Annotated in this window: 19 protein-coding genes and 2 pseudogenes; 12 read left to right on the top strand and 9 right to left on the bottom strand. The window is 57.6% G+C overall.

The genetic code is table 11. The annotated features are described in order from the left end of the window. Nucleotides 1–175 precede the first annotated feature (175 nt). A complete protein-coding gene (locus tag QSV36_RS07500) occupies nucleotides 176–1,420 on the bottom strand; it encodes a putative porin (RefSeq protein WP_289131027.1) in 1,245 nt (414 codons plus the stop codon). 261 nt (nucleotides 1,421–1,681) lie between these two features. Here QSV36_RS07500 and QSV36_RS07495 point away from each other — a divergent pair, with 261 nt between their 5' ends. Next, a complete protein-coding gene (locus QSV36_RS07495; RefSeq protein WP_289131183.1) occupies nucleotides 1,682–2,809 on the top strand; it encodes a GNAT family N-acetyltransferase in 1,128 nt (375 codons plus the stop codon). 150 nt (nucleotides 2,810–2,959) lie between these two features. Here QSV36_RS07495 and QSV36_RS07490 read toward each other — a convergent pair whose 3' ends face one another. From QSV36_RS07490 to QSV36_RS07475, 4 genes are all read right to left on the bottom strand, one after another. Further along, nucleotides 2,960–4,792, bottom strand: coding sequence for an ABC transporter ATP-binding protein (locus QSV36_RS07490; RefSeq protein ID WP_289131026.1), 1,833 nt, complete (start codon nucleotides 4,790–4,792; stop codon nucleotides 2,960–2,962). A gap of 62 nt (nucleotides 4,793–4,854) precedes the next feature. Beyond that, the gene (locus QSV36_RS07485) at nucleotides 4,855–5,412 is read right to left on the bottom strand and encodes a peptidylprolyl isomerase (RefSeq protein WP_289131025.1); all 558 of its coding nucleotides are present in this window, start codon (nucleotides 5,410–5,412) and stop codon (nucleotides 4,855–4,857) included. Beyond that, nucleotides 5,406–6,218 (bottom strand): alpha/beta fold hydrolase, encoded by an 813-nt coding sequence (locus tag QSV36_RS07480; protein WP_289131024.1) that lies wholly within the window; start codon nucleotides 6,216–6,218, stop codon nucleotides 5,406–5,408. Before QSV36_RS07480 ends, QSV36_RS07485 begins: the two co-directional genes overlap by 7 nt. Before the next feature lie 13 nt (nucleotides 6,219–6,231). After that, on the bottom strand, nucleotides 6,232–7,155 hold the full coding sequence (locus QSV36_RS07475) for a LysR family transcriptional regulator (RefSeq protein ID WP_170031319.1): 924 nt from the start codon (nucleotides 7,153–7,155) through the stop codon (nucleotides 6,232–6,234). Nucleotides 7,156–7,203: 48 nt separating this feature from the next. Between QSV36_RS07475 and QSV36_RS07470 the strand changes: the two genes are divergently transcribed. From QSV36_RS07470 to QSV36_RS07455, 4 genes are all read left to right on the top strand, one after another. After that, entirely contained in the window at nucleotides 7,204–7,518 is a 315-nt protein-coding gene (locus QSV36_RS07470) for a 3-phosphoglycerate kinase (RefSeq protein ID WP_289131023.1), read from the top strand. 108 nt (nucleotides 7,519–7,626) lie between these two features. Continuing rightward, the gene (locus QSV36_RS07465) at nucleotides 7,627–8,226 is read left to right on the top strand and encodes an FMN-dependent NADH-azoreductase (protein WP_289131022.1); all 600 of its coding nucleotides are present in this window, start codon (nucleotides 7,627–7,629) and stop codon (nucleotides 8,224–8,226) included. A gap of 277 nt (nucleotides 8,227–8,503) precedes the next feature. Continuing rightward, a complete protein-coding gene (locus QSV36_RS07460) occupies nucleotides 8,504–9,379 on the top strand; it encodes a carboxylate/amino acid/amine transporter (RefSeq protein WP_289131021.1) in 876 nt (291 codons plus the stop codon). A gap of 78 nt (nucleotides 9,380–9,457) precedes the next feature. Beyond that, complete coding sequence (locus QSV36_RS07455) at nucleotides 9,458–10,834, top strand: purine-cytosine permease family protein (protein ID WP_289131020.1); 1,377 nt, start codon at nucleotides 9,458–9,460, stop codon at nucleotides 10,832–10,834. A gap of 45 nt (nucleotides 10,835–10,879) precedes the next feature. Here the strand turns inward: QSV36_RS07455 and QSV36_RS07450 are convergent. Then, nucleotides 10,880–11,491 (bottom strand): annotated as a pseudogene (locus QSV36_RS07450) (mechanosensitive ion channel family protein); the annotation flags it as partial. Between the two features lie 464 nt (nucleotides 11,492–11,955). Between QSV36_RS07450 and QSV36_RS07445 the strand changes: the two are divergent. From QSV36_RS07445 to QSV36_RS07430, 4 genes are read left to right on the top strand one after another with little or no spacing between them, the layout of a single operon-like run. Further along, entirely contained in the window at nucleotides 11,956–12,261 is a 306-nt protein-coding gene (locus QSV36_RS07445; RefSeq protein WP_289131019.1) for a hypothetical protein, read from the top strand. A 54-nt stretch (nucleotides 12,262–12,315) separates the two neighbouring features. Then, nucleotides 12,316–13,386 carry an ABC-three component system protein gene (locus QSV36_RS07440; RefSeq protein ID WP_289131018.1) on the top strand — a complete coding sequence of 357 codons (1,071 nt, stop codon included), beginning with the start codon at nucleotides 12,316–12,318 and terminating at the stop codon, nucleotides 13,384–13,386. An 18-nt stretch (nucleotides 13,387–13,404) separates the two neighbouring features. Continuing rightward, nucleotides 13,405–13,821 carry an ABC-three component system middle component 2 gene (locus QSV36_RS07435; protein ID WP_289131017.1) on the top strand — a complete coding sequence of 139 codons (417 nt, stop codon included), beginning with the start codon at nucleotides 13,405–13,407 and terminating at the stop codon, nucleotides 13,819–13,821. Then, nucleotides 13,821–15,638, top strand: coding sequence for an SMC family protein (locus tag QSV36_RS07430; protein WP_289131016.1), 1,818 nt, complete (start codon nucleotides 13,821–13,823; stop codon nucleotides 15,636–15,638). Before QSV36_RS07435 ends, QSV36_RS07430 begins: the two co-directional genes overlap by 1 nt. A 347-nt stretch (nucleotides 15,639–15,985) precedes the next feature. Here QSV36_RS07430 and QSV36_RS07425 read toward each other — a convergent pair whose 3' ends face one another. The 3 genes from QSV36_RS07425 to QSV36_RS25880 all read right to left on the bottom strand — a co-directional run bounded on the left by QSV36_RS07425 (nucleotide 15,986) and on the right by QSV36_RS25880 (nucleotide 18,701). After that, the gene (locus QSV36_RS07425; RefSeq protein WP_289131015.1) at nucleotides 15,986–17,362 is read right to left on the bottom strand and encodes an AbiJ-related protein; all 1,377 of its coding nucleotides are present in this window, start codon (nucleotides 17,360–17,362) and stop codon (nucleotides 15,986–15,988) included. A gap of 260 nt (nucleotides 17,363–17,622) precedes the next feature. Next, on the bottom strand, nucleotides 17,623–18,297 hold the full coding sequence (locus QSV36_RS07420) for a hypothetical protein (protein WP_289131014.1): 675 nt from the start codon (nucleotides 18,295–18,297) through the stop codon (nucleotides 17,623–17,625). Continuing rightward, nucleotides 18,294–18,701 (bottom strand): RusA family crossover junction endodeoxyribonuclease, encoded by a 408-nt coding sequence (locus QSV36_RS25880; protein WP_353853222.1) that lies wholly within the window; start codon nucleotides 18,699–18,701, stop codon nucleotides 18,294–18,296. The genes QSV36_RS07420 and QSV36_RS25880 overlap by 4 nt, the downstream gene beginning before the upstream one ends. A 1,077-nt stretch (nucleotides 18,702–19,778) precedes the next feature. On the opposite strand from QSV36_RS25880, the pseudogene QSV36_RS07415 reads away from it, so the two are divergent. From QSV36_RS07415 to QSV36_RS07405, 3 genes and pseudogenes are all read left to right on the top strand, one after another. Beyond that, nucleotides 19,779–20,929 (top strand): annotated as a pseudogene (locus QSV36_RS07415) (IS3 family transposase). Nucleotides 20,930–21,330: 401 nt separating this feature from the next. Continuing rightward, a complete protein-coding gene (locus QSV36_RS07410; protein WP_225778766.1) occupies nucleotides 21,331–21,573 on the top strand; it encodes a hypothetical protein in 243 nt (80 codons plus the stop codon). Nucleotides 21,574–21,669: 96 nt separating this feature from the next. Continuing rightward, on the top strand, nucleotides 21,670–21,966 hold the full coding sequence (locus QSV36_RS07405; RefSeq protein WP_289131013.1) for a DUF3077 domain-containing protein: 297 nt from the start codon (nucleotides 21,670–21,672) through the stop codon (nucleotides 21,964–21,966). Nucleotides 21,967–21,990 lie beyond the last annotated feature (24 nt).

The raw sequence follows: 21,990 nt of genomic DNA, 5'->3' as shown, positions 1-21,990 counted from the left end.
CTTCGCGGGTAAACCCGCTCCCACAGGTACCGTGCAGTGCTCAAAAGCTGTGCCGAACCTGTGGGAGCGGGTTTACCCGCGAAGAGGCCGGCGCATTTCTGCCAGGCAAAAAAAAGCGGGAAATGCCGGATGGGGTCGGCATTTCCCGCTTCAGGTGAAGCGCAATTGCTGGTGCTTAGAACTTGGCTTCCAGGTCGACCTGCAGGGTATCGACATCGGCATCGCTGTTGGGCAATTGCGACAGGTCGGTCTTGGCCATCAGGTAGGCAGCGCCCAGCGAGAAGTTCTTGTCGATTTCATAGCCGACCTTGAACTTGTGCCCGCGCGAACCGGTAAAGCCGTTGCCAAAGTCCGAGTCGGTGAACAGGCTGACCACGGCGTTACGCTGCACGTCGCGGTAGTTGTAGTCCAGGCTCCAGGCGCCGACCTTGGTTTTCAGGCCTGCCAGCCAGGCCTGGTCTTCGCCGTCGGTGCTTTCGGTGTTCTTCACATACTGGCCGTAGGCCGACAGCGGGATGGCAAAGCCGGTGAAGTCCAGTTGGCCGAAGCCTTCCACCAGGTTGAACTCGTTGGTGGTGTTGCCGAACGACTGCAGGATGGTGGCTTCCTTGTCGTTGTCGTAGCCATAGATACTGGCACCGACGGTCAGCTTGAGCGCGTCTGCCGGGGCGAACTTGGCGCCCAACTGGCCGTGATAGACCTGTGCATCATGCTTGTATTGCACGCCGTCGCCATCGACGTTGTCCTTGAGCGTGTACTGACCGGCGCTGGCGAATACTTCGGCCCCGCCCAGGTCGGTCTTGTAGGTAGCGGCCACACCTTCCGGGTTGATGTCGCTATCCCAGATAATGTCGCCCATGCTCACCCACGGCTGTGCCATCTTGCCGCCAATCAGGTGCAGGTTGGGGACAGCGGTCGGGTGCCAGTCGAGGTAGGCCTGGTCGACCCACAGCGACTTCTTGTCGAAGTAATTGTCGAAGCTCTGGTTGGTCGAGCGGCGGTCGGCACTGCTGCCGGTGGCGATACGGATGCCGGCGTCGACCTGTGGGTTGATTTCGCTGTAGAAACCGACACGGGCACGCACGCGCTGGCGGTCCTGGTTGCCGCTGCTGCTGTTCGGGTTGTCGACGTTGACGTCTTCGTAACGCAGGCGCAAGTCACCCTTGACCTGGGTCTTGGCGGCCCATGCCACTTTCTGTTCAAAGGAGCTCATCCGGTCGGACTGAGCTTTCTGAGCGGCCTTTTCCTTGGTTTCCTGAGCCAGGTCTGCCTGCAGTTCGTTGTACTGCGCCTGGTTGATCGAGCCATTGGCGCGGAGCATTTCGAGCAGCTTGGCGTCGACAGCTGCACTGGCCGGAGTACTCAGAGCCAGCATCATGCCGGTGAGGCTCACTCCGGTAAGTGTAGAAACAAGACGCATAAGGTTCTCCCTGTTGAATAAGATGGGGGAGCTCAGGCGCCCGCCCCTGTATTGGCATGTCTTCGGAAAGGGCCTGAATAGACAGGTTCTGGGGTTCCGGAAAACAGGCGCAAGTATTGCGGGGGCGAATGACAGATTAATGTCGAATTAGTGGCACTGCGGTTAAGTAATTGAGAATAAAAGGATCGCCGCGGCTTTGGTGAATTGAGTGGCGGGCCTTCCTTGGGGATACTGGGTACCTTGAAACAGCGAGTCGAAACCGTGACCAGCCTGTACAGCCTTGCTCATCTGCGTGACCTGCCGGCGGCTACCTGGGATGCCTTGGTGCCGCCCGGCCAACCGTTCCTGCGCCATGCGTTTCTCAGTGCCATGGAGGACAGCGGCAGCGTCTCGCGCAACACCGGCTGGGCCGCCGAGCACCTGGTGCTGGAACGTGACGGGCAGGTGCGGGCGCTGCTGCCGGCGTACCGCAAGTGGCATTCGTTTGGCGAGTATGTGTTCGACCATGGTTGGGCCGATGCCTGTGAACGGGCTGGCATCGCCTACTACCCCAAGCTGCTCGGCGCCGTGCCGTTCAGCCCGGTCAGCGGCCCGCGCCTGCTGGCTGCCGACCCTGCCGACGGCCTGCTGGTGCTGCAGGCGTTGCCGGAGTACCTGGGCAAGGGCGGGTTGTCCGGGGCACACATCAACTTCACCGACCCGCAGCTGGATGCGCAGATGGCCGGGGTGCCGGGCTGGATGGAGCGGCTGGGTTGCCAGTTCCACTGGCGCAATCATGGCTACCGTGACTTCCAGGACTTCCTCGACAGCCTCAGCTCACGCAAGCGCAAGCAGATGCGCAAGGAGCGTGAGCAGGTGGCCGGGCAGGGCATCGATTTTCGCTGGTACCACGGCGCGGAGCTGGACCAGGCGCAGTGGGACTTCGTCTACCGCTGCTACGCCAACACCTACGCGGTGCGCCGGCGGCCGCCTTACCTGACGCGCGAGTTCTTCAGCCTGCTGGCCGAGCGCATGCCCGAGGCACTGCGCGTGGTGATGGCGCGGCAAGCCGGGCGGGACGTGGCGATGGCCTTGAGCCTGGTGGGCGGCGACACTCTGTTCGGGCGTTACTGGGGCTGCCTGGACGCGTTCGACCGGCTGCATTTCGAGACCTGTTTCTACCAGGGGATGGACTTTGCCATTGCCCAGGGCCTGCAGCGCTTCGATGCCGGGGCACAGGGCGAGCACAAGCTGATACGCGGGTTCGAGCCGGTGTTGACGCGGTCGTGGCACTACCTGCTACACCCGGGGTTGCTTCGGGCGGTGGAGGATTTCCTGGCGCAGGAGCGGGAAGGGGTGCGGGCGTATGCCGAGGAGGCCAAGGGGATGCTGCCCTATCGCCGGGACTGATCCTGGCGCAAATCCTGTAGGAGCGGCCTTGTGTCGCGAAAGGGCTGCGCAGCAGCCCCGGTTTTTCAGCTTCGCAGCAGAATAGCCAGGGCCGCTTTGCGGCCCGATCGCGACACAAGGCCGTTCCTACAGGGCGCGCTGTTGCGCAGATCAGTCCACGCCGACAAAGCCCCCGGTCTGGTGATGCCACAAGCGGGCATACAGCCCTTGCTGCGCGAGCAGTTCACTGTGGCTGCCACTCTCGACGATCCGCCCCTTGTCCAGCACCACCAGCCGGTCCATCCGCGCGATGGTCGACAGCCGGTGGGCAATGGCGATCACCGTCTTGCCCTGCATCAGCGTCTCCAGGCTTTCCTGGATGGCGGCCTCGACTTCCGAGTCCAGCGCCGAGGTGGCTTCGTCCATGATCAGGATCGGTGCATTCTTCAACAGCACCCGGGCAATGGCGATGCGCTGGCGCTGCCCGCCCGACAGCTTGACCCCGCGTTCGCCCACGTGGGCATCGAAGCCGGTGCGGCCCAGCGCATCCGACAGCTGTGGGATGAACTCGTCAGCCCGCGCCCGGCGCACCGCTTCGAGCAGCTCGGCCTCGCTGGCACCCGGGCGGCCGTACAGCAGGTTGTCGCGAATCGAGCGGTGCAGCAGCGAGGTGTCCTGGGTGATCATGCCAATCTGCGCGCGCAGGCTGGCCTGGCTGACCTGGGCAATGTCTTGGCCGTCGATGAGGATGCGCCCGCCCTGCACGTCGTACAGCCGCAGCAGCAGGTTGACCAGGGTCGACTTGCCCGCCCCGGACGGGCCGATCAGGCCGATCTTCTCGCCCGGGCGAATGTCCAGGTTCAGCCCTTCGATCACGTTGGCCGCCTGGCCATAGTGGAAGTCCACGTCATCGAAGCGTACCGCGCCGCGGCTGACTTTCAGCGCTGGCGCGTTGGGCAGGTCGGTGACGGTGACCGGCTGGGCGATGGTCTGCAGGCCGTCCTGGACCATGCCGATGTTCTCGAAGATGCCGTTGACCACCCACATGATCCAGCCCGACATGTTGACGATGCGGATCACCAGGCCGGTGGCCAGGGCGATGGCGCCAACGGTGATCAGCGACTGGCTCCACAGCCACAGGGCCAGGCCTGTGGTGGTGACTACCAGCAGGCCGTTGAGGGTGGTGATGACCACGTCCATGCTGGTGACCACGCGTGCCGCCAGCTGGGTTTTCTCGGTTTGTTCGCTGATCGCTTCGCGGGCGTATTGCTGTTCGTGGTCGGTGTGGGCGAACAGCTTGAGGGTGGCGATGTTGGTGTAGCCGTCGACGATACGGCCCATCAGCTTGGAGCGCGCGTCGGAGGACACCACCGAGCGTTCCTTCACCCGTGGCACGAAGTAGAACAGCGCGGCGATATAGCCGACGATCCACAGCAGCAGCGGCAGCATCAGGCGCCAGTCGGCCTCGGCGAACAGCACCAGCGAGGTGATGGCGTAGATCAGCACATGCCACAGCGCATCCACCGCCTGCACGGCGGAGTCACGCAGCGAGTTGCCGGTCTGCATGATGCGCTGGGCGATCCGCCCGGCGAAGTCGCTCTGGAAGAAGTTCAGGCTCTGCTTGAGCACGTAGGTGTGGTTCTGCCAGCGGATCAGGCTGGTCATGCCGGGGGTGATGGTCTGGTGCACCAGCAGGTCGTGCAGGCCGAAGAACAGCGGTCGCAGCAGCAGGATGACCACCAGCATCCAGATCAGCTCGCCACTGTGCTCACTGAAGAAGTTGGCGTTGGGCGTGCCCTGCGCCAGGTCGATGATGCGGCTGAGATAGCTGAACATCGCCACTTCGATCAGCGAGGCGAACAGGCCGACCACCAGCAGGGCCAAAAAGCTCGGCCAGACCTGGCGCAGGTAATACAGGTAGAACGGCCATACCCGGCTGGGTGGGGCTTCGCTCGGTGCTTCGCGAAAGATATCGATCAGTTGTTCGAAACGGCGGTACAGCATGGGTGACGACACTCCTGTTCCATCCGACCCCAGGCGGTTTCACGTCCCTGTGAAGCCTGCGGTCAGTCGATGCGTTTGGCCGACTTGATGAACACCGGGTCGGCCGGCACATCGCGCATGCCTTTCTTGATGGTGGTCGGCGAATTGACGATCTGGTCGACCACTTCCATGCCCTTGGTCACCTTGCCGAACACGGCATAGCCGGCGTCACGGCCCGGGTTGAGGAAGTCGTTGTCGGCAACGTTGATGAAGAACTGGCTGGTGGCCGAGTTCGGGTCCGAGGTACGCGCCATCGACAAGGTACCGCGGGTGTTCTGCAGGCCGTTGCTGGCTTCGTTCTTGATCGGGTCCTTGGTGGGTTTCTGCACCATCTGCTCGGTGAAACCGCCGCCCTGCACCATGAAGCCCGGGATTACACGGTGGAAGATGGTGTTGTTGTAGAAGCCGCTGTCGACATAGCTGAGGAAGTTCTTGGTACTGATCGGCGCCTTCTCGGCATTCAGCTCGATTTCAACCTGGCCGAAGCTGGTGTCCAGCATTACGTGCGGGGTTTTGTCGGAGGCCATGACGCTGGTGGCAAAGGCGACCGAGCAGGCGGTGAGCAGAAGTTTTTTCAGCATGGGCTCAAAGATCCTTGAGAGGTGGAAGCGGCTGCAAGGAATTGCAGCAGGGTCTGGTTGAAGACCTCGGGTTGGTCGAGGGGCGTAGCGTGCCGGGAATCGTCGATGACCACCAGCCTGGCGTGGGGCATCAGGGCGACATAGCGTTGTTTCAGTTGTATCGGCGTGTAATCGTGGTCGGCGGCGATCACCAGGGTAGGACAGTGAATCTGCCCGATGCGTTCCTGCACGCCCCAGTCGACGATGGCGTCGAAGCTCTTGAGGTAGGCGCGTTTATCGTTGCGTGCCCAGCGCCTGGCCATTTCCTGGCGCAGTTCGGCCTGCTCGGGCTTGGGGAACAGCCGCTCGGCCAGGCCCTTGCCGACGGTCTCGACACTGAGCAGGCGCGCCAGGCCCCAGCGTTTCAACCACCAGATCCAGTCACTGCGGGTGCGGCGCTTGACCTCGGGGGCGCTGTTGACGATGCACAGGCTGCGCAGCCATTGCGGATGGTCGACGGCGAACTGGAAGCCGACCATGCCGCCCATGGACAGGCCGACGAAGTGCACCGGGCCGCTATGCAGGTGTTCGAGCAGGGCCAGCAGGTCGGCACTGAAGGTGGCGATCTGGTAGCCGTCGCGGGGCTTGTCGGAACGGCCATGGCCGCGAATGTCCATCAGGATGACCTGGTAGTGGCGGCTGAGCGCCGGCACCTGCATCTCCCAGTCCTGGCAGCTGGAGCCCAGGCCATGCAACAGCACCAGCGGTTGGCCCTGGCCATACACCTCGTAATGCAGTGCGCATCCTTCGTGTTCGAAATAGGCCATGGGCGCGGTCCTCTCAGGCTTGTGCGGGGGCTGCGAAGGGCACGTCCAGTGGCGCGGTGTCGAAATTGCGCAGCAGGTCGATGAGAATCTGCGTCGCCGGGCCCAGGGTCTTCTCTTTGCTGGAATAAAGGTAGAACAGTGGGTGGCGGCTGCCACCCTGGTCCAGCGGCAACGGCTTGAGCACGCCTTCGCGCAGCTCGCGCTCGATCATGTGCCGGGGCAGCCAGGCAAAGCCCAGGCCGCTGCTGACGAAGGTCGCGGCGGTGCCCAGGCTGCCGACCGTCCAGCGCTGCTCGGCGCCCAGCCAGCCGACGTCGCGCGGCTGGGCGCGGCCGGAGTCGCGAATCACCACCTGCAACTGGCTTTCCAGGTCCTGGAAGGTGAGCTCGCGGCCCAGGCGGTGCAGGCTGTGTTCCGGGTGGGCGACGGCGACGAACTCCACTGCGCTCAGTTCGGCACCCAGGTAGCCGCCGATGCTGTAGCTGCTGATGGCCAGGTCGGCGATGCCTTCGTGCATCACTTCTTCGACGCCAGACAGTACTTCTTCACGCAGGCGCACCCGGCAGCCACGGCTCTGCGGCATGAACGCGGCCAGGGCGCGCACCAGGCGGGCGCTGGGGTAGGCGGCATCGACCACCAGGCGCACCTCGGCCTCCCAGCCCTGTTCCATGTGGTGGGCGAGGTCTTCGAGCTGGCTGGCCTGCTTGACCAGGTGGCGCGAGCGGCGCAGCAGCACATTGCCGGCCTCGGTGAGCACGGCCTTGCGGCCATCGATACGCAGCAGCGGCACGCCCAGTTGCTCCTGCATGCGCGCCACGGTGTAGCTGACCGACGACTGTGAGCGGTGCAGTGCCTCGGCGGCCTGGGCAAACCCGCCGTGATCGACCACTGCCTGCAGGGTTCGCCACTGGTCAAGGGTTACGCGCGGCGCTTTCATGTTTCGCTCCTGTTGTCCTAAGCTGCGCTCTTTCTAGGAGAGCGGCCCATGAAGAAATGTTGTGCGGCAATACTGATGTGCCTGCCCCTCGGGGCCATGGCTTATCCCATCGATGTGGAGAAGGAACTGACCGGGGTCAAGCTCGACTACACCGCCTACGACACGGCTTACGACATTGGCGCCATCACCTTGAACAACTATGGGCAGGTGCCGGCAGCCTGCAAGGTCACCTTCCGCAATGGCCCGGAGGCACCGCGGGTGCGGCGGGTAAACGTACCGGCCGGCAAAAGCGTCGATGTCACCGCCAAGTTCAACCGGCAGATCATCAAACTGCGGATCGCCCTGGCCTGTAGCGCGGAATAAACTGATAAATCGATTGATTGCACCCACTTTTTACGCTTTTTTATCGATAGGTCAAGCCTTAATCTCACCTCCATCGAATCGCAACCCTTTTTGCCGATGGAGGCACCCATGTCCCGCGTACTGATCATCGAAAGCAGCGCCCGCCAGCAGGATTCCGTTTCCCGCCAGCTGACCCGTGACTTCATCCAGCAGTGGCAGGCCGCCCACCCGGCCGACCAGATCAGCGTGCGTGACCTGGCGGTGAACCCGGTGCCGCACCTGGACGCCAACCTGCTGGGTGGCTGGATGAAGCCTGAAGAGCAGCGCAGCGCCGCCGAGCTGGAGGCCCTGGCCCGCTCCAACGAGCTGACCGATGAACTGCTCGCCGCCGACGTGCTGGTGATGGCTGCGCCGATGTACAACTTCACCATCCCCAGCACCCTCAAGGCCTGGCTGGACCACGTGCTGCGTGCCGGCATCACCTTCAAGTACACCCCCACCGGCCCACAGGGCTTGCTGACCGGCAAGCGTGCCATCGTCCTGACGGCCCGTGGCGGGATCCACGCCGGTGCCAGCAGCGACCATCAGGAACCGTACCTGCGCCAGGTGATGGCCTTCATCGGTATTCACGAGGTCGACTTCATCCACGCCGAAGGCCTGAACATGAGCGGCGAGTTCCACGAGAAGGGCGTGAACCAGGCCAAGGCCAGGCTGGCAGCGGTCGCCTGAGACGCAACGAATTCCCAACCCTGACACCTGGTTTTGCTCCTTTGGGTGTGTCTGCCCGGCCTGCATGGCCGGGCTTTTTTATGCCAGAAATTTTGTTGGTGCCTGTGCCGGCCTCTTCGCGGGTAAACCCGCGACACCACAGGCCTCAAGTGCCGTGATATTCCTGTGGGAGCGGGTTTACCCGCGAAGAGGCCGGCACAGCCCTTACATTCCTCATGGTTGAACTCATTTGCCGCAACCCGCTAAGGTCGCGCCCTTGATCACCCGAGAGGCACCCATGGGCTACCTGATAATCGTCGCGCTGATCCAGGCGTTTTCCTTCAGCCTGATCGGCGAGTACCTGGCCGGGCACGTCGACAGCTACTTCGCCGTGCTCGCGCGCGTGGTGCTGGCTGGCCTGGTGTTCCTGCCACTGACCCGCTGGCGCCAGGTCGAACCGCGCTTCATGCGCTCGATGCTGCTGATCGGCGCGCTACAGTACGGCATCACCTACGTCTGCCTGTACCTCAGCTTCCGCGTGCTCAGCGTGCCGGAGGTGCTGCTGTTCACCATCCTCACGCCATTGCACGTGACCCTGATCGAAGATGCCATGAACCGCCGCTTCAACCCGTGGGCCCTGGTGGCAGCGCTGGTGGCGGTGGCCGGCGCTGCGGTGATCCGCTTCGACACCATCAGCGGCGAGTTCTTCATCGGCTTCCTGCTGCTGCAACTGGCCAACTTCACCTACGCCGCCGGCCAGGTGCTGTACCGCCACCTGGTCGCCCGCCACCCCAGCGACCTGCCGCACTACAAGCGCTTTGGCTACTTCTACCTGGGCGCGCTGATCGTGGTGTTGCCAGCGTTCCTGCTGTTCGGCAATACCCAGCACCTGCCGAGCACCAACGTGCAATGGCTGGTGTTGCTGTTCCTGGGCCTGTGCCCGACGGCGCTGGGGCTGTACTGGTGGAACAAGGGCGCCTGCCTGGTGTCCGGCGCGACGCTGGCGGTAATGAACAACCTGCATGTGCCGGTAGGCTTGCTGCTGAACCTGCTGATCTGGAACCAGCACGAGCCATTGGGCCGGCTGTTGCTCGGCGGGGCGGTGATCCTGGCGTCGGTGTGGATGAGCCGCCTGGGTAGCCTGCCGTTATCAGGCAAGGCATGGCGCAGCTAGCTATGACACGTTCGTTACTGGGCCCGAAATCCGTCGGTGGCTACCCGATAATCAAAAAAATAAAAACCGGAGACAGGCGTGAAGCTAGAAACGCGAAGTATCGAATTTGTCCCACACGCTGAGCGTTATGGTACGCCCAAACGGTTGTTCACCATCTGGTTCAGCTCCAACTTCCAGATCACCGCCCTGATGGTCGGCACCCTGGGCGTCGCCTCGGGGCTGAGCCTGGGCTGGACCTTGCTCGGCCTGTTGGTCGGCAACCTGATCGGCACCGTGTTCATGGCCGCGCACTCTGCCCAGGGCCCGCACCTGGGCGTGCCACAGATGATCCAGAGCCGGGCCCAGTTCGGCGTCCACGGCGCGGCGCTTCCGCTGTTGGTGATGGTCACCGCCGCCGTCCTGTTCCTCGCCGCCAGCGGCGTGCTGATGCGCAATGCCCTGCAGGCCCTGGTGCCGATGAGCGACGACCAGGCCATCGTGGTGGTCGGGGTACTGACCTTTGTCATCGGCTTTGTCGGCTACGAACTCATCCACCGCCTGGGGGCCTGGATGAGCCTGTTGTCCACGCTGGTGTTTGCCGGCGCCCTGGTGCTGATCCTGCTGCACCCTGGCGACATGGCAACCACGACGGCGGTGAGTACCGGCTTTTCGTTCACTGCGTTCAACCTGATCGTTGCCCAGTCGGCCTCGTGGACGCTGGGCTATGGCCCCTACGTGGCCGACTACTCGCGCTACCTCCCGGCCAACGTCAACCCACGCGCCACGTTCTGGGCCACCTACTGCGGTTGTGCGCTGGGCTCCTTCGCCATGATGGCACTGGGCGCGCTGGTGGCCGTGGAACTGCCCTCGGCCCTGGGCCATGACCCGGCCACAGCCATCGCCGCCCTGTTTGGCCCGTGGGCGCCGTTGGCGCTGGCAGTGATCGCGCTGGGGGTGATCCAGTACAACGTCCTGTGCCTGTACAGCGCCTACATGTCGTCGGTCACGATCTTTGGCGCGTTCAAGACCATCCGGCGCGTGACCGCGACGGCCAAGGCCTTGGTAATGGCTGGCCTGACCGCAGCGGCAACGGTGATCGCCATCGCCACCCAGTACAATTTCGATACGTTCTTTGCCGACATCCTGATTGGCCAGTTGTACCTGCTGATCCCATGGAGCGCGATCAACCTGGTGGATTACTACTGGGTGTGCCGTGGCGACTATGATGTGGGGGCGCTGTATGACGCCAAGGGGCGTTACGGCTGCTTCAATCGTCGCAGCCTGGCGGTGTATGCGGTGGCGATCATCGGTACCATCCCGTTCATGAAGCTGTCGTTCTACACGGGCTTCGTGGCTGAGTGGCTGGGGGCGGACATTAGCTGGGCGATGGGGTTGATCCTGGCTGGGGCGTTGTATTGCATGGTCCATGGCCGTGAGAACAAGCCGCTGTTGGCAACAAGGAATGTGCTTCCCTGATGCGGCCTTGAGAAGGGAAGGGGCTGCAAAGCAGCCCCGGCACTCTCAAACCTCGTTCATTTCTTCAAGGCGGCGCGGCATTGGCTCTGGCATCGCACGCCCCGCCAGCCCCACCCGCATATCATTGCCACTCGGCTGCTGATACAAGCTCAACCCGAACTCCGGCAGCACCGCCAGCAAGTAATCGAAGATATCCCCCTGGATCCGCTCGTAATCCGCCCACACCGTGGTCGTGGTAAAGCAGTAGATCTCCAGCGGCACGCCCTCGGCGGTGGTCTGCATCTGCCGCACCATGCAGGTCATGTTCGGGTGCACGTTGGGGTGGTTCTTCAGGTAGGCCAGGGCAAACGCGCGGAAGGAGCCGATGTTGGTGAGCTTGCGGCGGTTGGCCGACAGCTCGGCCACCGGCCCCATGGCCTCGTTCCAGCGCTGCAGCTCCTGGCGCTTGCCGGCCAGGTAGTCGGCCAGCAGGTGCACCTGGCTCAGGCGCTGTTCTTCTTCGCGGGTGAGAAAGCGCACCCCGGCGGCATCAATGAACAGGCTGCGCTTGATGCGCCGGCCACCGGACTGCTGCATGCCACGGTAGTTGCGGAACGACTCGCTCATCAGGCGCCAGGTGGGGATGGAGACGATGGTCTTGTCGAAATTCTGTACGCGTGAGCTTAGGCTCTAAATGGACATATCAAACCCATACAAATCAGTAGCTTGAGATTTTTTGTCCATTGTCCATTTTTCCTCAAATGGATGGACTGCCCGCCACCCCAAAATACCCGCAGCCTCATAAGCCTTCCTGGCAGAACGCCACAAGACCCTCCCGGCAACCACAACCTGACTATCGGGTTCCCCAAAACGGTGTACTAGCGATAGTATTGTGCCATTACATACGGACACCCGGATGCCTCATTACCCTCGCCTAGAGAGGGAAGAGGGCGGTAGGAGCTCGGCATGGATCAGCCACACGTCACAGAGCCGCAGACAGACAACCATCACATCCCGAGGCGGTTACTTGGGAGTCTTCGTCGTGCCTGCGATTTGACGAGCGTCCGCCTGAAAGCCCGGTAACTCAAGATCCCAGACTGATCCTCAGACGAACAGCATTTCAACAACTAAGGTACTCATGCATGAGTAAGCAGGAACAGGAAAAAGGGCAGGAGCAGAAGCAGGAATATGCTTTCCATCCTGCCGATCTAGTCGAATACGCGATGGACAAACCCATTGGTGCAGCCCGAGCGGCGCTGGCCATTGGACTTGAAGACGCTGACGTTGACTCTGAAATCATCATTGCCGAGCTGGTGGGAAACATGGAGATGAATCAGCGTTTCCTGAAGAAGCTCACGAGCGCCTTGCGGAAGAATCCAAGTAAAGTTATTGGTGAAATGCCAGATCGTATCCAGACTCTTCAGGTGGAGCGCGACCTCGGATTATGAAGTGCGCTACTTACAACTCAGCAAGCAAAACACCTTGTCGCAGAGGGGTAGCAAATGTCTTTTGGTGAAAACGCCATTAAGCTCCCTCCACCTCCGGAATTTGAGCTTACTGCACTGGATGTAGAAAAAGGAGAACCAGTTCATCCCCTGGATCGCCTGCAGATCATGTCTCCGGATGCTTGGGAAGTCTTTACGCTGGAGTTGGTTTCTCACCTAGGTAAGGACTATGAGTCAGTCACCCGCTGTGCTGGTGCGGGAGACAAGGGCCGCGACGTCATCGCCCGGCATGCGACGGGATGGGACAATTACCAATGCAAACACTACAAAGATAAGCTGAGCGTTGCAAACGTAGTGGCAGAATTGGGTAAGCTGGTTTATTACACCTGGAAAGAAGACTACACCCTGCCACGCGAGTATCGCTTCGTGTCGCCGAAAGGTTGTAGTTCTGACTGCATTGATATGCTGGGTAAGACGTCCCGCATCAAGGTCGAGATCATCAAGCGCTGGGATAAGGTCTGCAAGGACAAGATCACGAAGACAGAGTCTATTTCTCTTGAGGGTGCTCTGTTAGATTATCTTAATGGTATCGATTTTTCTTTCGTTGATGAAATGTCTTCCCAAGAGTTGATTGAGAAGCATGCACAGACACCTTATCACACAACACGATTTGGGGTTTATCATCTAAAGCGACCGCAGGTTCGTAAGCCCGAGCCTGGTGCGGTTGGTGACAACGAAAAGGTCTACATTGGTGCACTCTTGGACGCATTCTCTGATGCTGATGGGGCAGAGTACTCGATTGATAGCATCATGGACACTGAATATAAAGACGACCTTGAGCGGGCAAGGATCAACTTCTTCAGCGCTGAGTCGCTAGAAATGTTTTCACGCGATGCGTTTCCTACAGGGTGCTATGAAAGCCTCAAAGGTGAGTGCCACGAAGGCGTTCACAGTGTTGTGCGTAAGAAGTTTGATGATGGGTATCAGCGGTTTCTCGAAGTGAGCACTCATTGCGTAAAAATCCCTTATGACGCTCATCCACTTCGTCATTTCTTGCAGACCTCCGATCGAAAGGGACTGTGCCATCAGTTGGTAAATGACCTGAAATTTAAATGGATCAAGAAATAGATGAGGAACTCAAAGGAATTGTACAACAGCCCTGTGGAAATTGGGGCGCGCATCATTCTCTTGCTTGCCGGCCTCGCTCGGAAGCTTGATTTGGATGAGCTTATCTTCCTCGACTATGCGTCAATTTACAGTAGTGACTTTCAGGGTGAGCCAAGTCTGCATCCAGTCCTACTGAATCGACTTGCCGAACTGGTTCGTAGGAGAGAGATATTTCCTGGTGCGATTAAATTGTTTATCGCTAAGGGCTTGATGACTTCTCAGGTAGATGAGCAGGGCGTTCGATATTCAATCACTGATGCAGGAAGTTCGTTTGCCGACAAGTTGACCACTGAATATCATGCGGTTTTTAGGCGGCGTATTGTATGGATTAAAGGTAATATGGAATACCTAGCCGTTCAGCGTCGCGCAATTTATAAAGTTGACAGGGTGGTCTGATGTATATTGAAAGTGTAGTCGTGAGTGGGCCTGATCTGGCGGATGCAGCTGTTTTTTTCACGAAGGGCGCAAACGTTGTTCAGGGTGGCTCTAATACTGGAAAGTCATACATTGTTCAGTGCATTAAATTTGCCTTGGGTTCTAATAAGCCGCCGAAGATAATTGATGAGTCGCGGGGCTATACCTCGGTCAAAGTTAAGTTCGTTAATGATGACGGGACATCTTTTGCGATCGAGAGAGTGCTTTCTCCAAGCTCCAAGCCTACTTTTTATGATGAAGAGGGAAAGGTTCAGACTTTGGGGGTTAAGCACAATCCAACGAAAATGAACTCTATCTCTAACCAGGTTTTGGATAGGTTAGGGCTGAATGGAAAGCTTTTGCTTAAAGGTACCGTTTCTTTAAATAATGCCTCATTCTCGCTTCGCGATTTCGAAAAAGTTTTTCTGATGGATGAAACACGAATTGTAGCTGATTACTCTCCTCTGGGCACAGGCCAGAATGGCGAAGGCCCTAAAGAAAAATCCATCCTGAAACTGTTGCTTACAGGGGAAGACGACGCTGGGGTTAAAGAGGCTAAAAAGGAGCTGGCATCGAAGGGCGCGTTGAGGCATAAGGTTGCTGCTGTCGAAGAGATCATCAAGAAATTCTATCCCGGGGACGATACTGCTGAGGATCTTGAGCTTCAGAAGCTTGATTATTTTACTACCCAAGTCGCACTTCGGTTAGGGGTGGCTGAAGATGAGCTGAAAGGCGCATTCCATTCGAGTGAAGACTTGTTCACTCAGAAAGCCAACCATATCGCCGAGCTGGAGGTAGTTGAAGGGAAAATTGCTGAAGATAAGGCCCTCCTTGGGCGTTTTGATATGCTCGGTCAGAAATACGAATCAGACCGCCAGCGCCTGCAGGGCATTGAACAGGCGGCAGTCTTGCTCGATGAGTCAGATGCAGTGCTTTGTCCAACCTGTGGCAATCATTTTGACGCTGAGTCTTGTACGACCGATGTTGATGACATCAAGAAAGGCGTTTCTTTCGAGCTGGAGCGAATTTCTAAGAACCTCCATGAACTCGGTGAGGCCCAGGGATCCCTAACGGTAGCGATTGAACGGAATACCTGCACTGCTGAGGCTAGCAAAACGTCCATTGCCGCACTGGAGAGGCTGATCACCTCGGAGATCCAAGACTCTGTGCAGGCAGTGAGCGATCTGAAGGAGTTGGCCTCTTGCCTCAAACAAGATCACTCGGCGCTAGCCAAGCACATCGCGAATAAGGCCAACCTCAGGGGTGAGTTGAAAAAGCTAGGTGTTTTGCTGCTGGAGGAGCAAAACAAATACACGCCTGAAAGCTTCGAGGAGTCTGCGAAGCCTCTGGTCAAAGAGATTCAGAATATCTTGCAGCGCTGGAGCTTCCCGAATTGTTCCCCTGTAGAATTCGATTTCAATGAACGAGACATCACCATTGGTGGGAGTGCGAGGGGCAACTTCGGTAAAGGGTATCGAGCGATTGCTTCTTCGGCGTTTGCTCTGGGGCTGATGAATTTGCTGAAGCTTTCTGGACGCCACCCTGGGTTTGTAGTGCTTGATTCGCCACTGACCACATACAAGGAAGGGGATCCAGAGCCTGAGGAAGATGATGAGGAAGTAGCAGCGGACGTGATTTATGCGTTCTATCAGGATATCGCTGATAACTTCAAAGATTCTCAAGTCATTATATTTGAGAACAAGGAGCCTGATATGGCGCTCATCCCTCATATGAATTATCAGCATTTCACGAAAAGCAAAAAGATCGGGAGATATGGTTTCTTCCCACTAAGAGGTTGATTCGATCGTGTGAGTTGTCGGTCACCCGCCCATGGCGTGGTGATCGGCTTTCTCATCCTTTGGCCTGCAACAGCGTAGTCTCAGGTCGGTTCGAACGGTATCGGTTGATGCCCATGTGCGCCAGGTCGCACGTCATCGCTTTACGTCATTCATCACCGTCAAACAGGACAACCCATCGGGCCCAGTAAGATCAAGCTGTGAACTCAAAAAAATGCACTGTAAACCTCCATGCTTTACAAGTCATTTTTTTGGTTTACACCCCTCCCATCATGACTTATGCCTGTGCCTGACTAGCAGTCCAGACAAGCGTCTAATCGCGCCCGCGCTCGTGTGTGGCAAGCCCTGAGTCATGGGGCCGTGTACAACGAGTACCGCTCAAACAGCGAGCGATAGAACCCAATTAGCACCTCCTCGGCATTGGGCTCCAGGAGCTCGGAAGCCCCAAACCGGTAAACCTCATATCCCACCAGCCTCAGAGCCCTGTCAGCGGCCATCATCTCGGCGTAGAGGCGGGGGCTGGAGCGTCCGTCAGGGGCGGAATAATGGTGTTTGCCATCAACCTCTATGACAACGCGCACACCGCCCGGAAGCAGCAGAAGGAAGTCCATGCGTGACCTCAGCAGTGAATCCTTGCTGCGTCGTGACACTGTCTGCGGATCCCAGTGAAACCAGACTTCGGGCAGCAAGACCGGAAGCTCAGGAATCGCTGTTGTGAAGGCTTTGAAGAAGCTGGAAAAGGCGAGCCTTTGAGGGGGCGATGATCTTGGCAAGCAGTCTTTCAGTCGTTGATACAGGCGATTCTTGGCCTGGTCTTCATCGACGCCATAGGTCTGTGCGTACCAAGCCTGGAGTTCGCGCCATAGAAGTCCGGAACTCCCGATAGGGCGGTCATAAATCAGGACGTCCTCGATGCCGGTGACGATTTCGATATCATTGTCCAGCGCATTGCCCAGGCGCAGGTCGGGCTTCGTTGTGGAAGCGAAGATTAGGTTCTTGGGGGATGACTGCTTGCCCGACCCCACATAGGCCAAACAGGCGGTCAGGAACGCATCCTCTCCCATTCCTACGACAATGTGGACTCCACATGCTTTGAGGATATCGTTGACGATCCCGATAAATTTTCGCTGAGCGGGCTCGCTGGGCAACACCCGCGACGAAGCCAGGGCTTCGACGAAGCGGCCAAACCGGGCGTGCGATGATTGAAATGCACCGAGCTTGTCGAAGAGCGTCACCGCATCCCAATCGGGATTTTCGATGTAGTGACGGACAATTTCCTGGCGGAGCGTTGGGGTTGGTCGGAGCAAGTCCACGAACGAGATTGTGTCGATTCGCCAGAACTCGCTGAGCACCTGTTCGAACGAAGTCCTGTCCAAATACAGGTCGAGAGTGTTGAGCTTTTCTGCCAGCTCTCGACGGTAGCGACCAGGGATCACAGGTGCTGTGCCATCATCCCACACAAGCTCTTGAAGCTGGTCTCGCTCATGAACCTCGAAGCCAAGTAGCTCTAGAGCTCTCTGGGCGGCAGCCACCATTTGAGTATCATCAGCAGCTTCTACTGATTTCTCAAGGTGCCGCCTCTTGGAGTTGTACTCCGTGCAATCATCCAGACCCAGCCTGGAGAGCAATTCAGGGATTCGTGAATCCGTATAGTGGTCTTTCTGATTGCCGAGGATCTGGCTGAAGGTGTCTCGCAGGCTGGAGAGGTTTTGCTGGGTACGAGGCATGCGCAATCGTTCGTGCTGATGTCGTTGGGTGGATGCTACCACCAGCAGGCGGCATGCGGCAGGGCACCGGACGCGTCACGACGTGTGAGGTATGGGCGAGAGCTGACTGCCCCCGACCCGAAGCGGGCAATGCTACAAAGCACTAGCTCTGGAACTCTGCAGGGTCGTAGGGCGCCAACAAGGAAACTAAAGCTGCCGAACGCACGGTCAGGTTAGTGAGTGCGGTGAAGGAATATTCGCAACTTCACATGGTTGCGAATTTAGTCAGGATTCTGAATGCTCCATTCTGACAGATAAAGACTGACAAGTTTTAGGGTTGAAGAGATCTGATGCGGATCTATTGCTTCATTGGCGCCGTGAGCCAAACGGTTCCGGCTGCTCATGAATTCTAGAAAAGTATCTACATCATTGACAGATATTTCTCCTTGCGAATACATGTGTTTTATAAGTGTGGGAGCCGGAAGTCTCTCGATGGGAATGCTTTGGGCAATTGCCCTTTTTCTAAGGGCGGCCTCAAATATGCTCCAGAGGTATAAGGTTGCAGGTTCAACGAGCCCTTCTGCGATGAGGGTTTGAACCTGCAGCAGCTTGGATTCAAGCTGTGGCCACGTAGGTAACTCATTTATTGAAGTAGGAGTCTTTGAGGACTCGGCATCCTCCAGTGTAACAAGCAAAAACCTCCAGCCCTCATGTTTTGAAATTTCTTGAGCAAGGGACTGAAACTTATCAACGGAGACGCGAGAAGCTTTGGTTTTGACCTCGATTATTAGTCTGGTATCTCCCTTTGTAACTATTAGGTCAGGTTGATACCCGCCCAGGTCAAAAGGGATTGAGTCGGTAGTGGGTTCTTTCATTACCGTAAAGCCTTGCTGCAAGTAGTCATCAACCAATGATGCTACCTTCTTGTCGTGTGCTAATTTGGTAGTGTTGCTCATAAGTAGCTCCTAAGATCCTGTGCGTCACTAACTCTAACGTAAACACATTCATTGCCCTCAATAACACCACTTTGGAGTAGTGGTGGTAGATTGGTTACATCAATAGGCTCTTGCAGAGGGCGACGATGGCTGTCGACATCAGATACCAAGAAGTCATCCTCAAAAACAAGTCCGACGAGAGCGTCCTGAATGGGCTTGATTATGTTGTCTATGTCGGCTGGGGAGTTGTCGCATAGATATACAATCGTAAAGCGGAGTGAGGGTGACGACACCGGTGGTGCCTCACTGTTCCATAGCTTGGCTGCCTCCTCTCGTACATAAGTTTTCCATGCTTGAAGATTCGTCCTGCTTTTGGTTTGATGCGATACAGGTCGTTTAGGGATGAGGAATTCAAAGGTCTGCATAGGCTCTTCGATATAGATTTCCAATTTTCGCCGACTGTTTAACTCAAGGCATAGCCCCTCCAGCGTGCGTTGGGCATTCAGCATCTGCTCAACTGATGCCTTTCTAGCATGGCATGTGCTGATGCGCCACTCTAAGCTGGCTAGTCCTCAACGAGCTCCTTGTCACCACGCTGCCCTTTGGGCGAAGAGAGTCTCAGCTCCACCAACCTGTCGACGAACTAACAGATTTTGGAGGAGACAAATTTTTTTCATAATCAGATCCTAGGTAGAAAATTGTTCTATAACCCATTCGATTTGAGGGTGATGAAATTTTATTCCGTCGTTGAGTGGGAAGTTTTCGGCTAAGTTTGGGTCTGTCTCGAAATCCCATGCACTAAGGGTTTCAGAACATGTGAGTCCAAACTCAGTTATAGAGCGGAGAGATAAGAGCCAAGAAATCTCGTCGCGAGTGAAACCGGTAAGTGGGAATTCACGAGCAGCGTCTCGATGTATCGACCAATCGAGGGGAGAGGACAAAAATAGCCATCTACGCAGCGCAGCAGGATCTGATTGTTTGACTACGCTGGCCATGTGGTCAAAGGAATTTTTTACCCGCAGGGCTAACCACCCAACAGATGCGACCAGCTCTGCCTTTTGCTTCCGCGCGCGCGCCCGTTCAAGTTGGTAAGGAATTAACCATGCGGCAATGATTGCAGCAATCGATCCTACCGCCTGAACCCATGCTGGGGCATTCGGGCTGCTCCAGGGCACGTAGAAAAGCAGGCTCCCGATTAGTAGTAGCGCTGGCGAAAAAAGAAACAGCTTTAGGACTGCAGGCCTGCTGGATTTGATGACAAACTCCCTTTGCAGCATTCGAACCACCTACCCAATTTTCATGTGGGGGCATAATGCCACTGGGGCGGGCCTACGGTGAAGGCCAACCGTTTTTGGTGAGCGTGCCCATGATGCCCTCAGCGGTCGCTCCAGGCGAGGCTGTCAGCAGCCTGGTACTGCTGGGGCATATCGGGAGAAGGGTGAATCGCCCCTGGTTTCCTAGACACCTCCTAGCCTCATAGTGAGGCCCAACTAGGAGGTGCCATGAGTCGTCAGCGTTACCCTGAAGAACTCAAGATCGAAGCGGTCAAGCAAGTGACCGAGAAAGGCAAGCCTGTCGCCGATGTTGCCCAGCGCTTGGGCATGTCCGTTCACAGCCTCTACGCTTGGATCAAGCTCTACAGCAAACCCCAAGAGCAGCGTCAGCAAGACGATGACCAGCAAGCCGAACTGCGCAAGCTGCGCGCTGAACTCAAGCGCGTGACGGAAGAGCGAGACATCTTAAAGAAGGCCGCCGCGTACTTTGCCAAGGAGTGCGGCTGAAGTACGCCTTCATCAAGAAACACTCGACGGATTACTCGGTGCGGCGTCTTTGCCAAACCCTAAAGGTGCATCCCAGCGGCTACTACGCCTGGTTGGCCGAGCCTCAATCTGCCCGAGCAAAAGAAGATCATCGTCTGCTTGGCTTGATCAAACATGCTTGGCTCGAAAGCGGAGGCGTGTACGGCTACCGCAAAATTCATGATGACCTACCTGAGCTGGGAGAGACATGCGGGCCAAATCGAGTCGGTCGTTTGATGCAGGCAGAGGGGTTGCGTTCGTAAACAGGCTATCGCCGTCGACCTGGGTTTTATAGCGGAAAACCAACCGCGGCCTCGCCCAACCACCTTGCCCGGCAGTTCAAGGTCAGCGAGCCGAACAAGGTCTGGGTGACAGATATCACTTACATTCGCACCTATGAGGGATGGCTTTATCTGGCGGTAGTGCTGGATCTCTTCTCACGCCAGGTAATTGGTTGGTCAATGAAGCAAAGGATGTGCAGCGACCTTGCTATCGACGCGATGCTGATGGCCGTGTGGCGACGCAAGCCACAGCAACAAGTGATGATTCATTCAGACCAAGGCAGTCAATTCAGTAGCTCAGATTGGCAAAGCTTCTTGAAGGCCAACAACGTCATTAGCAGTATGAGTCGGCGAGGAAACTGCCACGACAATGCCGTAGCCGAGAGCTTTTTCCAGCTTTTGAAGCGGGAGCGAATCCGACGAAAGATCTACGCAACGCGTGACGAAGCCCGAAGTGATATTTTCGATTACATCGAGATGTTCTATAACCCAAAACGTCGACACAGCAGCGCTATGCAGCTGTCTCCAGCAGAATATGAGAAACGCTATTTTCTGAGCTTGGAGAGTGTCTAGGAAACCAGGGACGATTCAATTACCACATTAACAAATTGATGTACCCAGGCCAACGCAGTTAATCCACTAGCTCAGATTGGTGTTACATATTGTTACCGCTAACGGCTAAAAAATCAGATTTCGCCCCTTCCTTGTAGGGCATTTCCCAAAGATACTGCCCCCCCATTGTGGTGTTTCCAGTTGGCCACTAGTCTCGGCTAGTCGTTGCAATCCAACGACCGGCTTTGACAGGCCGACTCAAATTACAATCCTCAGCTTTGCCTTCAATGGCGGCTGTGCGTGGGGCGCCTTCGGGTGCGCCGGGTTTCTCAATTTGACCGGTCTGTCAACCCGTGCACAGCTGCCACCCTTTGTTTGACAGCAAATGGCGGTAGTCCCAATCACAAATTGAGGGTTACACCATGCTGAAGATAGTCCCCGACCCACCCTGCAACCTCCATTCCCTGGAAGATACGCTGCTGATGGCCGCCGATTACGCGCTATGCGCCGAAGCCGTCGCTCAGCAAGCCGTATTGATGCAACCGAAATCACCCGTCTCGGTGTTGATCATGACGTCGATGCACGAACTGGAAGCCCTCCGCAGGTTGCTCGAATCAGCGCTGGCTCAAGTCCAAAGGCCAGCAGACCCGCAGACGTTGCATTAATCGCATCATGATTCGCCTGGGGCTGCGCCTGGTGGGAGTCCGGCTTGCCGGCGTCAGCGCCAGCCCAGGCATCTGCAATTTCAGGGAGAAGAACCAATGGCCATTGAAGTATCCCCAGTCACCGTGGGCAAAACCACCTTCTACCAAGGCGAAAACCAGACCCATCCTCTGTTTCGCATCGAGCCCGGAATCCCTTGCCAGAACGCCCGCGAACAGGCTTCTGAACTGATGGGCTATGCCCGCGACTTGTCCATCGATGGACTGATGGAAGACAAACCCCAGCTACTCTGGGCCTCGCACTACCTCTGCGCCTTGGCCAAGGCCCTGCTCGATGATGCCGAACTGGGCATGATGAAAAACGCTGATAACCGCAGTCCAGCCGCTTCACTCTGAGCGGCCTTGAGAAGGGCAGGGGCT

Origin of the sequence: Pseudomonas sp. BCRC 81390, from assembly GCF_030341915.1 — a bacterium.
Lineage (GTDB): Bacteria > Pseudomonadota > Gammaproteobacteria > Pseudomonadales > Pseudomonadaceae > Aquipseudomonas.
The sequence above is the reverse complement of the archived record's forward strand: the minus strand, read 5'-3'. Positions and strand labels throughout refer to the sequence as shown.